This window comes from Cohnella sp. WQ 127256 (genome assembly GCF_024519285.1).
GTDB lineage: Bacteria > Bacillota > Bacilli > Paenibacillales > Paenibacillaceae > Cohnella.
The window spans coordinates 177,200-189,298 of sequence record NZ_JAMZCY010000005.1; the positions used below are offsets into that span (position 1 = coordinate 177,200).

A 12,099-nucleotide genomic window follows, 5' to 3' on the forward strand; every position below is an offset into this window, starting at 1 on the left:
GAGGATGATTATGATGACGAAATCACGCTTCCGTAGAGTGGTGATGGTGCTGCTTAGCGCCATCACCCTTTTGTCTATGTGGGGAAGTTGTTTACCCGTTAGGGCCGTCATAGCCAAACCTTCAAAAAAAATAAGCTGGACCGAGCTGGAACGCAGATTTGAAGGTGCTTTCGTTTTATCTGCTTCCTCTCAGGGTACCCGTAAAGTTGCTTTGACCTTCGATGACGTTCCAGATCCACGATTTACACCCCAAGTCCTCAATGTCCTAAAGAAGAAGGGAGTTGCAGCTACCTTCTTCGTCGTAGGGACTCGTAGTATGAAGCATCCTGATTTAGTGAGACGTATTAAGAAGGAAGGTCATAATTTAGGTAACCATTCTTATAGTCATCCCGATTTTTCTAAGATGTCCCTTTCACAGGTACAGGATCAGATCGGACGAGCGGAGAAAATAATTGAAGGAATTGTAGGATTTAAGCCACGACTTGTCCGCCCGCCTTATGGAGAGATCATGCCTAAGCAGCTGGAGTGGGCTAAGAAGCAAGGCTATACGGTTGTTAACTGGAATGTGGATTCTTCGGATTGGCGACAGCTGAGTGCGGACCAGGTTTTTCGCAACGTGACTCGCTCAGTACGCCCAGGATCGGTCGTCCTTATGCATGCAGGTGGAGGAGTAGGGCAAAGTCTTTCAGGCACCGTAAAGGCGCTTCCGCGAATCATTGATTGGTTGCGCGCGCATGATTATGAGCCGGTTACTTTAACGGAATTGCTTGATATACCTGAGAAACGGAAGGTACGATGAAAGGCTGAGTGAGTGCTGCTAAGGGGTTGTCAGGAATGTCGGAATTGGTATTTTAGAAAGCCACTTAACATGGAAAAAAACCATTGGTTCGCTTTCGAACCAATGGTTTTTGAAAATCTAATAGGTGCGTAATACCATTAACGCTATTTTAAGAAATACACTTTGATGTTTTGATAGCCGAAATCGGAAACGAAATCACGCGAGCCTGGAACGAAAATATCAATGCGATTCCCTTTGATTGCGCCACCAGCATCTGTTGCGGTTGCAACCATGCCGCCGGTCGGTAAACCTGTGAAATCGTAGCCGGTAATGTAGACCTTTGTTCCGAATGGAATAACTGCGGGATCTACAGCAATAGTTCCTAGCTTAAGTGGATTACCGAAATAGTCAACGGCGCCCCATTGGCCATTTTCCTCTGTAGAGGCAGAATATGCAGTCGCTTTAATGTTCAAAACCTTGGAGAAAGCAAGGGATTGGCCATTTGCCGTCGTGAGTGCTTGGACAGGCTTAGCGGCCTGGACATTTTCTTTGGCAGGCGCTTTTGCGGGTTCCTTAGCGCTTGATTTTTTGACGGGCTTTTTAGTGACAGATTCCTTGACGGGTTCTTTAGTGCTCGAAGTGTCGTCGGGGATGGCTAGCTTTAGTCCTGCATAAATGTTTAGTGGATCGACGTTGGGGTTCGCATTCATAAGCAGCTGCATGGGTATTCCTAATTGACTAGACAGCTTCCAGAATGTGTCGGAATCTTTAGCGGTGTAAGTGGTTGCCGCGTGTGCGGTTAATCCAGGGAGCATTAAGCTCGCTCCTAATACAAGGGCTGCTGATCGCGTGCTCAACATTTTCCAACTGTGCTTCATTAAGTAAGTCCTCCTAGAATGTTGGCCGGCGAGGTTAGCTGTCGGGTTCGGGTTGGGAGATCAACCTTATGCTTGAAAACGCAATTCACCCCAAGTACGTTACGGAAATCCGATATGTACTGTATTTCGTTCCCCCGCACCTAGTGGTTTAGGCCAGAATTTGTTGCGATAAAAGAACAATCGCGATGCTTCAAACGATTCCAAATTATAGGTGATATTACCGTTTGAATACATGTAAAACGTTACCACAGTAAGGGGGCGGTTTACACTGGTAAGTGGAGGGAATAAGCAACAAACCCTTGGTACGACTAGCCTTTTTGTTGGTTTTCGCGACGGGCAAAATAGGCTGTTGTTTCTTCAATGAGATAACGAGTAGAGGGTGCTAACCAAGCTGGATCACCGTGTATAAGAGAGGTTGTTCGATTGGTTTCTTCGAGTTCACGAATGCGCACGAGCTGAAGATCATTGTCTTCCAGGACCTGCTGGCGCAAATAGGATTTAGGCAATAAGGTGCCCGCTCTACATGCAGATAGAAGACGGATGATGGCTTCGAAGGAATCAATCTCCATTCTGACATCTGGCTTCAAGTTATAAAATCGGAACAGCTCGTCTGTAAGGTTACGATACCACGTGCCAGGAGCGAACAAAATCATAGGTAAACCGTGTAAATCGGCCATCTCTAATTGAGTTCTTTCTAATATAATATGTGTTTTCGGGAGGACGAGGATAAGATGATCATCAAATAAGGGTAAACTAGTAATAGCAGGATCATCTATAACGGAAGAAGCAACGATTCCGAAATCGACCTTGCGTTCTTTAACGAGAGTCGCTATTTCATGGGATTTACCTGTGATCGCTTTAATTTCCAAGTTAGGGTGCTTCTCTGTAATCGCAGTAATGAGATCGGGCAATGTTGTCTGAAGAGTCGTTAGACTTGCTCCAATGGTGGCAAGAGGAGCCTCTGAAGATTTGAATGTGTTTAGCTTTTGCAAAAAACTGCCGTGAAATTTGCGGAGCTCAAGCGCGAATTCGTAGGTGACTTGTCCAGCTGCGGTTAATTCAAGCCTCTTGCCGATTCGTCGGAACAGATCGACTTCAAGCTCCGATTCAAGACGAGCAAGACGACGAGATAAGGCAGGTTGCGATAGATTTAATCTTTCAGCAGCTTTGTTCAAACTTGTTTGTTCAACAATAGTTGCGAATAACCTCATATCCTCAAGCATATGGGCAGCCTCCTCTTATGCACAATTGTTATAAGTATTAATATTAAATAAGCAGTTCCATTATAAGCGGAAATAGAGTAATCTTAAAAGCGGTGACAAAGTGGTGACGAATAGAAAGATGCCGTCATCTATGTCGAAGCCCGGACACGAAAGGAGAGCAACCACACACATGAAAGGTAATTCTTATTTGCCGCGAAAGATCCACTCGCTGCTAGGCGTAATTCCGCTCGGATTGTTCATTGTCGAGCATGCGCTAACAAACTACTCCGCTTATGAGGGAGGAAAGGAAGGCTTTTCAGATAGTATCGACCTTCTGAATAGTTTGCCCCTCGTCTTATGGATGGAAATTTTCTTAATTTGGTTGCCTATTTTGTTTCACGGAGTATACGGTCTGTATATTGCCTATCAATCGAATATCAACACGGGTAGATTCAGTTACGGTCGTAACTGGGCATTTACTGCGCAACGGATAACAGGGGTAATAACCTTCATCTTCATTGCATGGCATTTCTACGAAACTAGGCTCCAAGTGGCACTGGGTAATGTATCGCACGAGGAACTGGGACAGCACATGAATAGTATTGTCAGCGATCCGCTCGCCTTTACAGCCTACATTATCGGGGTTCTAGCAGCAACGTTCCACTTCGCGAATGGTCTATGGGCATTCCTCGTAAGCTGGGGAATCACAGTTGGACCACGTGCACAGAAGGTTTCCTCTAATATTTGCATGGTTATCTTCGTAATCATCGCGGCTCTGTTCTTGTTGTCCCTGTTTGCGTTCCGCGGTGATGAGTTCGCTTCGGCTGCAGCAACGGCGCTAAGTTCAGTATCGGTAGGTTAGAGGGAGGAGAAACATACACATGGCTACAAAAAAAGTAATCGTCGTCGGTGGCGGTCTTGCCGGCTTGATGGCGACAATTAAAGCAGCAGAAGCAGGAGTACGCGTTGATCTATTCTCGGTCGTTCCTGTTAAAAGGTCTCACTCCGTATGTGCCCAAGGTGGCATCAACGGAGCTGTAAATACAAAAGGTGAAGGCGACTCCCCATGGGAGCACTTTGACGATACGGTATATGGCGGAGATTTCTTAGCCAACCAACCGCAAGTTAAGGCGATGTGCGAAGCAGCGCCTGGTATTATCCATTTGATGGACCGGATGGGCGTTATGTTCAGCCGTACGTCGGAAGGATTGCTTGATTTCCGTCGTTTCGGCGGAACCCAATATCACCGTACCGCTTTTGCCGGTGCAACGACTGGACAACAGTTGTTGTATGCATTGGACGAGCAAGTTCGTCGCTGGGAAGCTGCTGGTCTCGTACAGAAGTATGAGCACTGGGAGTTTACTTCGGTTGTGCTGGACGATGACGGCGTATGTCGTGGGATTGCTGCACAAGATCTTCGTTCGATGGAATCCGTTACTTTCCGTGGAGATGCAGTTATTATGGCATCTGGTGGTCCTGGGATCATTTTCGGTAAAACAACGAACTCCGTTATTAATACGGGAACTGCCGCAAGTGCTGTTTATCAGCAAGGCGTTTATTATGCGAACGGTGAGTTCATCCAAATTCACCCGACTGCGATTCCAGGCGACGATAAACTACGCCTCATGAGCGAATCCGCACGGGGCGAAGGCGGCCGGATCTGGACTTACAAGGACGGCAAGCCATGGTATTTCCTTGAAGAGAAATATCCTGCTTACGGAAACCTTGTTCCTCGGGATATCGCTACTCGCGAAATTTTCGACGTGTGCGTAGAGCAGAAGCTCGGAATTAATGGCGAGAACATGGTTTACCTTGATCTATCTCATAAGGATCCTAAAGAGCTGGACGTTAAGCTTGGGGGAATTATTGAGATTTACGAGAAGTTCATGGGCGATGATCCACGCAAAATTCCGATGAAGATTTTCCCGGCGGTTCACTATTCCATGGGCGGAATTTGGGTAGATCACAATCAAATGACGAATATTCCTGGCTTGTTTGCTTGCGGGGAATGTGAATATCAATATCATGGTGCGAACCGTCTGGGAGCGAACTCGCTCTTGTCCGCTATTTATGGCGGGATGGTTACTGGACCGAAGGCGATCGAATACATTAACGGCTTGAAGAAATCGGCTGAGGATGTTGCAGCGAGCGTGTTTGAGCAAGAACGGAACAAACAAGCGAATAAATTCGAGTCGATCTTGAAAATGGACGGCACGGAAAACGCTTATGTTCTGCACAAGGAGCTTGGCGAGTGGATGACGAACAACATGACCGTTGTTCGCCACAACAAGAAGCTGCAAGAGACAATCAACAAGATCAAAGAGCTGAAGCAGCGCTATAAGAACATCAACATCAACGATGCAGCTCGGTGGAGCAACTCTGGAGTTGCGTTTACTAGACAGCTGTGGAACATGATGGAGTTGGCTGAGGCGATGACTCTTGGGGCTCTTCTCCGTGATGAAAGCCGCGGTGCTCACTATAAGCCGGATTTCAAAGAGCGCGATGATGAGAACTTCCTGAAAACAACCAAAGCTAAGTGGACTGCTGAAGGTCCGCAAATTTCATATGAAGAAGTCGATGTATCCCTAATTACGCCTCGGAAACGCGACTACTCCACTGACAAGAAGAAGGAGGGCTAAGCCATGGCAGAAACAGCAACAGCAACTGGTCGTAAGGTAAAGTTTATTATTACGCGTCGGGAGCGTCCGGAAGCCGCCCCATTCACGGAGGAGTTTGAAGTTCCTTACCGGCCGAATATGAATGTCATTAGCGCGTTGATGGAAATTCAACGTAATCCTGTTAAAGCTGATGGCGCGAAAACATCCCCAGTATGTTGGGAATCCAACTGCCTAGAGGAAGTTTGCGGTGCATGTTCGATGGTAATTAACGGTAAACCACGTCAAGCTTGTAGTACTTTGATTGACAAGCTAGAGCAGCCGGTTCGGTTAGAGCCAATGTCCACGTTCCCAGTCGTGCGTGACTTGGTCATCAACCGTGAACGGATGTTCAACGCGCTTAAGAAGGTTAAAGCGTGGATTCCAATCGATGGAACTTATGATCTTGGTCCTGGTCCTCGGATGGCGGAGTCGAAGCGTCAGTGGGCATACGAGCTATCCAAGTGTATGACCTGTGGTGTCTGCCTTGAAGCATGTCCGAACGTTAACGATCGGAACAGCTTTATCGGTCCTGCTTCTATCTCGCAAGTGCGTCTCTTCAATGCGCATCCAACGGGTGAAATGAACGCTGCTGAGCGTCTGGAAGCACTGATGGAGGAAGGCGGTATCGAAGGTTGCGGTAACTCGCAAAACTGCGTCCGCTCATGTCCGAAGGGCATTCCACTCACCACTTCAATCGCAGCAATGAATAAAGACACAACTAAGCACATGTTCAAACAATGGCTTGGTCTGTAATAGAACTATCGCCGCCAGTGGGGAATGATCCCGCTTGGCGGCTTTTTTTATTTTAATGTTAACATCGTCGCTGAATGTGAGCAGGCACCCTCGCCATAGCGGAAAAAACCAACAATGAGCGCCACTTAGATAAAAAAGACGTCCTCATCCGTGATAACGGAATAAGGACGGTCTCGATTCAGCCAACCTTACCCTAACTCACCCGAACAAGGTAGGTCATAAACCGGTTGCGGCTTTGCTGTTCGTCTGGCTGAGTGGCAGATACCATTAGACGGTTGCCCGTAGGACTCCAATTAAGAGGGTCAGCGATGAATTTAATGTCAACGGATAATGCGGAAGGTATCCCTGTCGATGCATCGGCAACATAAATTCCACGGACGGTGCCATTTGGAGTTATTGCAGCGTAGGCGAGTTTGTTTCCATCAGGTGACCAAGAGGTACCATAGATTTGCGAATCTTGAGCAATGGCTTGAAGGATTGTCCCTTGGAGATCCGTAATAAGAAGCTCCATTGCGCCACTCTTAACTTTACGAACAATCGCTAAACGTTGCTCATCCGGAGAAGGTACCATCCAAACAACATTGCTGATGGGCAATATGTCGGGCTCCCCTTCAAGGGTGCTTGTCATCAATGCGCCTTTAAGCGATGTGAAGAACAAGTGGTCATTCATATAAGCAATGTTACTCGTAAAAGGATTTGCAGAGTCCAGTAGCTTACGAGGAGAGGAGTTTCCCGCATCGGCCGTATAAATCGTACCGTCGATGGTAGCATAGACAATAGAATCGTTATCAACCCAACGTCCATTCTGAATATCCATGGCGTCAGTGTCTGTGAAAGCTGTTGCCTTACCCGTAGTAATATCGTAAGTTAAGCCTTTGCCCGTATTACTTTGTAAAGAGTAGGTTTTATAAAAAACCTTCGTTCGGTCAGGGCTGACTTGAGCATACCCTTGATTTTCATTGGCGGGATGAAGAGGGGTTTGCACGTTCGTCAGAAGAGAGTACGTGTAAAGATTGTGGGGGTACCACTCCGATCCTTCCGCTTTTTCAGGCAAATAATTGTGATTTTCCCTGTCGATAATGATCTTCTCTTCACTTAACCAATCCATTCCCCGAACGTCGTCTAATCGGACAATGGAATCGACCACCGATTTTTCATAAGTTGTTTTTTCTGGATTATCCATAACGGTTATATATTTGTCTGAAGCTCGATTCTCTTCTCTATTCGTAACCTCTTGCTGCTGACAACCGACAAGGAAGAGCAGGAATACAAGCCCAATCCAACTAGTGAATTTATTCAAACTCATAAGAGATCCTCCTTGTTAGAAGAGTGATGGTGTAATGGGAAGGACAATCGAAAGGTTGCTCCCTGACGAACTCTGTTGCCAAGGTCATCATCTATTAACTCAATTGTTCCGTTATGCTTCTCAATCAGTTGCTTGACAAGAGCAAGCCCTAGACCGGTTCCACCGCTCTGTCTTGATCGGTCCTTGTTCACCGTGTAGAAGGGTTCGAAGATTTTGTCGCGTGCTTCTAAGGGGATACCAATACCGGTATCTGAGATTTCGATGATCGCTCTGTTAGGGGCAACCCTGTTGGATATCGTAATGCTTCCACCCGGTACATTGTATTTGATAGCATTATCGAGCAGATTCATGAGGATATGTACAACACTTTCCCGATCGGCCCATAGGGTTACGTCTTCTAGTCGGTGAGTGATGTTGACTCCAAATCTTTCTGCATTTGCCCTCATCCTGCCTATTACATCGAGTAACAATTCTTGAATGTTCACGCTCTCCGCTTGAAATTCAAAATCATACTTTTCCAAAATCGCAAGTCGCAGGATCATCTCAACCATATCCGTAAGTCGATCCGTTTCAAGCTGGATATGGTGTATGGCATCATCATGCATATCCCTATCATCGCTATACAACTCCATTAGCTCGGAATAAGCCTTGATAGAAGTTAGTGGAGTTTTAAATTCGTGACTAATATTGCCGATGAATTGCTTCTGCTGCTGTTCGAGCTTCTGAAGCTTGTCTACGGCTTTACGCAGCTTTGTTTCCTCCGATTTCATGGCGGTAATATTATTCTGAATTTCCGAACTCATGTAGTAAATTCCTTGGCTGAGCTGGCCCAATTCATCTTTGCGTTTAAGTGGGGGTGATTCAATAAACTGCCCCCTTCGGATTCTTTCAGCGGCATGGTTAAGGACAATGATTGCAGAGGTCGCACGCTGGAAATAGAGGTAACCAAGAATAAAGTTAGCAGCGAGAACGACCGTGCCAGTGAAGAGGAAGAGGCCCGCAATCGTATCGTAAAACCGGATGTCGTTCGTCAAGGAGTATTGAAACTGAATGACCCCCATCTGACTCTCAGGTCCTTGTAAGGGGGTCAAGTAAAGCAACGATTGTCCTTCCTGCTGATAGGCGATCTTCCCCTGTAGCGCATACGATAAGGCATTTTCCACTTCGTATGGTGAGCTTAGGGGGACGGAATCGCCAACTTTTTTTCCGATGTTATCGTATAGAACGACATGTAACCCAGAATACACCGCTAAGTCCATGGAAAATTGCTGTCCCCGTGTTCGTAGAAAAGGCTGAGCTGCGATAGGAGGAGAGGTAAGGTAAGCTTGCTTAATGGATAGATTAGCTATTCTTGTTTGCTGTAATAGCTCCTTCTCCATTCTTAGCTGCTGCTCGTCCTTGATTCCTCTGAGAACGACAATGCTTAAGACAAGAATCGTGACTAATAGTAATGCAGCGAGGAATAGACTGAACTTGATTTTGATACTTACGGCGGTCATTGTTCGATCCCAACGGCTTTGTAACCGACTCCGAAAACCGTTTGTAATAATAGCTGTCCCGTTTCCCCTAGCTTTTTACGTAAACGTTGCATATGAATATCGACAGTTCTCGTGCCTGCCGCATATTCGACCCCCCATACGAGATCGAGAAGTTCATCACGGGTATATACTCGTTCGGGATGTGATAATAGTAATACAAGCAGATCGAATTCTTTGGGTGTTAACTCAATCGGATTATCGCTGATTAGCGCTGTACGAAGCTGTAAATGCACGGCTAACGGACCTGCCATTAAGACTTGGGCATCTGGTTCCTTTTTCTCCAGACGGCGGATGAGCGCCTTTACACGAGCGATGAGCTCACGCATATCAAAGGGCTTGGTCATGTAATCGTCCGCACCCATTTCTAAACCAACGATTTTGTCTACGATATCGTTTTTGACGGTAAGCAGAATAATGCCCATACCGGAACGGTCATCAAGCTTGCGGCACACCTCATAACCTGTCAGCTTAGGCATCATGACATCGAGAATCATGACATGTGGTTGAAAGCTGTTAGCTTTGTCTAACGCAGCTTGGCCATCGTACACCGTTTCGACTTCATAGCCTTCCCTGCGGAAGGCATAGGAGATCGGATTCGCGATTCCGGGTTCATCGTCAGCAATGAGTATTCGTTTATTCATTCATTCACCTAGGTTATGATTTATTGTCGATATTAGCGGCAACTTCGATCGCTTCGTAATACTCCTCGAAGGTCACTCCTTTATTAGTAATGTCCTTCGCAAGCTCTTTTCCAACATAACGAACATGCCAAGGTTCATAAGAGTATCCTGTTATCGATTCTTTGCCCTTCAGGAAGCGAATAATAAACCCATGATCAACCGCATGCTTAGCCAACCATTTCCCTTCTTTTGTTTCACCAAAGCTTTCCTCTAGTCCGTATCCAACGCTTGCGCTTGAGATATCCATCGCTAGTCCGGTTTGGTGTTCACTCTGTCCTGGGCGGGCACTTGTACGGTTAGCAACTTCTTCGCCCTTACGTTTAACATTGCTCGCGAAGATGGACTTCTGAGTGGCGTAGGAACGATAACCGGATACGGCTTTTAGTTCAATGCCATCCTCGTCTGCTGCTTCAAACAACGATTCCAAGGCTTTGGCTGCTTCCTTACGCATCTGCTTCTTAGGGTTATCACCCGAGAAAGAGAAAGGAATGTCAGGGATGACGAGATCTTTAGGTACATAGCTAGAAGATAGGTTCCGTTTTTTATTAACTAAAATGAACAGACTTGAAGTATTGGTGACGGTGGGAAGCCCATCTTTATTATTTTTGATCGTTAGAATAGGCAAATCACGCGCTAATAATGTGCTGAGTGACGGATCCCCTTTTTCGACTGGCGCGGTTGAAGGATGAGGTTGAGATGGCTTTTCTCCATTTGATGGAGATTCAACAGGTTCTTCTGAATGACCTTTTGAAGGCTCTTCGGATTGACCTTTTGAAGGTTCAGTTGTAGGTTCAGTTGTAGGATTATTTGAAGGTTGTAAGATTGCTGGAGTGTTATTATCTTTCGTTTGATTGTTGGCTTTGACTTGTGACCATAAACCACCGACCACTATAACTCCGATTATGGCTGTGTAAACGACTTTCTTATTCATTTATCTCTCTCCTTCAGGAATGCGGACTGAAGGTAAGATTAATAGAGCGATGTATCCACGATATATCGAGATGTTTCAAACTTGTAAACTTTCAATAAAGCTGTGCGCAAACTAGACTTTAGTCTAGTGTCGGACGGTTCGTAAGCCGAGGGTATATTTTCCACTAAAGCCTTATGCTTAATAAATATAGAAACCATTTGAAGGAGAACGGGTGGGAGTATGAAGACAAAGAAGATTTTAAAAACATGGATCATAATGCTTGGAGCTCTTCCACGTGGAATAGCAGCATTTGTGATCACGATTACCGGACTTTGTGTGGGACTTCCACTTGCCATATTTATTGTTGGGTTACCCATACTGGCAGGAACGCTCATTGCATGTGAAGGAATACTGAAGGCAGACCGCCGTCTGATTGCAGATTGGGAGAGTCAGGATAGTGAGAGTAACATTCCATATCTGGAATCTATGAAAAAGGACCTACTCGACATAAAAAACGATAAGAGGCTTAAAGATTGGCGTGGATGGAAGGAAGTACTCGGGGATATTCAAAGCTATCGGAGCTTGATTTACGGGATCATCCAATTTCCAATTTCTATTTATGTATTTGTTCAAGCACTCATAATCCCCATTGTAACTGGAGCATTGATCTTATCACCACTAGCAGAATTTATAAGCCTGAAAGTATTTTCCTTTGATCTCTTTGCAGATGATTGGTTCATGAACTGGTTGTTTTCTGAATGGTCAACAATGCAGCGAGCATGGTTCAATACGGGCTTAGGCATTCTTCTATTATTTGCAATACCGTTCCTTGTTCGTAAGCTGGGCGGTTATTATGCCACATGGATCCATTGGGCGTCTGGCACAACAAAATAAATAAGCATCCAAGTGAACAACAACAAAAAGCGGGCCTGCTGGCCCGCTTTTTGTTGTTTGGTGTGGTTACATCCAAGTTTCGCCCCAGTTTTGGATGGAATGAATGACTTCCTCCATACCATGGCCTTTCTCAGTTAATTCATATTCGATACGCACCGGCATTTCCGGATACACGGTTCTAGTAAGGATTCCAGAAGCCTCAAGCTCTTTCATGCGATCTGTCAGCATTTTATCGCTCATGTCAGGAATTTGCTCTTTAATGTCCTTAAACCGTTTGGGACCGCCCAGCAGTACTCGGATGATGAGACCCGTCCATTTTTTGCCGAGTATCTCAGCAGCCGATTCGTATTTGGGGCACATTTTGGAATAGTCCATATCGATTCCCCCTTTTGTATCTATTTTAACATACTCACTTCAGAAAAGTAAGTTATATCTAAAAATAAATTAGTTACTTGACAAAAGTAAGTAAAGGCATTTAGGATGTGTGGAGCAGAATTAACATC

At 45.6% G+C, this 12,099-nt stretch carries 12 protein-coding genes and 1 riboswitch; of the genes, 5 read left to right on the forward strand and 7 right to left on the reverse strand.

Going from position 1 to position 12,099, the window contains the following annotated elements:
- Positions 1-10: 10 nt before the first annotated feature.
- The gene (locus M1K58_RS15875) at positions 11-799 is read left to right on the forward strand and encodes a polysaccharide deacetylase family protein (RefSeq protein ID WP_256759831.1); all 789 of its coding nucleotides are present in this window, start codon (positions 11-13) and stop codon (positions 797-799) included.
- Between the two features lie 143 nt (positions 800-942).
- Here M1K58_RS15875 and M1K58_RS15880 read toward each other — a convergent pair whose 3' ends face one another.
- Together M1K58_RS15880 and M1K58_RS15885 are read right to left on the reverse strand one after the other, a co-directional pair.
- Positions 943-1,656, reverse strand: coding sequence for a 3D domain-containing protein (locus M1K58_RS15880; protein WP_256759832.1), 714 nt, complete (start codon positions 1,654-1,656; stop codon positions 943-945).
- Between the two features lie 8 nt (positions 1,657-1,664).
- Positions 1,665-1,821, reverse strand: a riboswitch (cyclic di-AMP (ydaO/yuaA leader).
- Between the two features lie 143 nt (positions 1,822-1,964).
- Entirely contained in the window at positions 1,965-2,879 is a 915-nt protein-coding gene (locus M1K58_RS15885) for a LysR family transcriptional regulator (protein WP_256759833.1), read from the reverse strand.
- Between the two features lie 169 nt (positions 2,880-3,048).
- On the opposite strand from M1K58_RS15885, the gene M1K58_RS15890 reads away from it, so the two are divergent.
- From M1K58_RS15890 to sdhB, 3 genes are read left to right on the forward strand one after another with little or no spacing between them, the layout of a single operon-like run.
- A complete protein-coding gene (locus tag M1K58_RS15890) occupies positions 3,049-3,720 on the forward strand; it encodes a succinate dehydrogenase cytochrome b558 subunit (RefSeq protein ID WP_256759834.1) in 672 nt (223 codons plus the stop codon).
- Between the two features lie 19 nt (positions 3,721-3,739).
- Positions 3,740-5,497, forward strand: a complete 1,758-nt coding sequence (sdhA, locus tag M1K58_RS15895; protein WP_256759835.1) for a succinate dehydrogenase flavoprotein subunit — start codon at positions 3,740-3,742, stop codon at positions 5,495-5,497.
- A gap of 3 nt (positions 5,498-5,500) precedes the next feature.
- A complete protein-coding gene (gene sdhB / locus M1K58_RS15900; RefSeq protein ID WP_256759836.1) occupies positions 5,501-6,268 on the forward strand; it encodes a succinate dehydrogenase iron-sulfur subunit in 768 nt (255 codons plus the stop codon).
- A 193-nt stretch (positions 6,269-6,461) separates the two neighbouring features.
- On the opposite strand, the gene M1K58_RS15905 is transcribed toward sdhB, so the two are convergent.
- Genes M1K58_RS15905 through M1K58_RS15920 form a run of 4 tightly spaced genes read right to left on the reverse strand, consistent with a single transcriptional unit; the run spans position 6,462 to position 10,723 of the window.
- On the reverse strand, positions 6,462-7,574 hold the full coding sequence (locus tag M1K58_RS15905; RefSeq protein ID WP_256759837.1) for a hypothetical protein: 1,113 nt from the start codon (positions 7,572-7,574) through the stop codon (positions 6,462-6,464).
- On the reverse strand, positions 7,571-9,073 hold the full coding sequence (locus M1K58_RS15910) for a sensor histidine kinase (protein WP_256759838.1): 1,503 nt from the start codon (positions 9,071-9,073) through the stop codon (positions 7,571-7,573). The genes M1K58_RS15905 and M1K58_RS15910 overlap by 4 nt, the downstream gene beginning before the upstream one ends.
- On the reverse strand, positions 9,070-9,753 hold the full coding sequence (locus M1K58_RS15915) for a response regulator transcription factor (protein ID WP_256759839.1): 684 nt from the start codon (positions 9,751-9,753) through the stop codon (positions 9,070-9,072). The genes M1K58_RS15910 and M1K58_RS15915 overlap by 4 nt, the downstream gene beginning before the upstream one ends.
- 13 nt (positions 9,754-9,766) lie before the next feature.
- Entirely contained in the window at positions 9,767-10,723 is a 957-nt protein-coding gene (locus M1K58_RS15920; protein WP_256759840.1) for a D-alanyl-D-alanine carboxypeptidase family protein, read from the reverse strand.
- Positions 10,724-10,942: 219 nt separating this feature from the next.
- Between M1K58_RS15920 and M1K58_RS15925 the strand changes: the two genes are divergently transcribed.
- Positions 10,943-11,596 (forward strand): sensor domain-containing protein, encoded by a 654-nt coding sequence (locus tag M1K58_RS15925; protein WP_256759841.1) that lies wholly within the window; start codon positions 10,943-10,945, stop codon positions 11,594-11,596.
- A gap of 66 nt (positions 11,597-11,662) precedes the next feature.
- Here M1K58_RS15925 and M1K58_RS15930 read toward each other — a convergent pair whose 3' ends face one another.
- The gene (locus M1K58_RS15930; RefSeq protein ID WP_256759842.1) at positions 11,663-11,971 is read right to left on the reverse strand and encodes a winged helix-turn-helix transcriptional regulator; all 309 of its coding nucleotides are present in this window, start codon (positions 11,969-11,971) and stop codon (positions 11,663-11,665) included.
- Between the last annotated feature and the right edge of the window lie 128 nt (positions 11,972-12,099).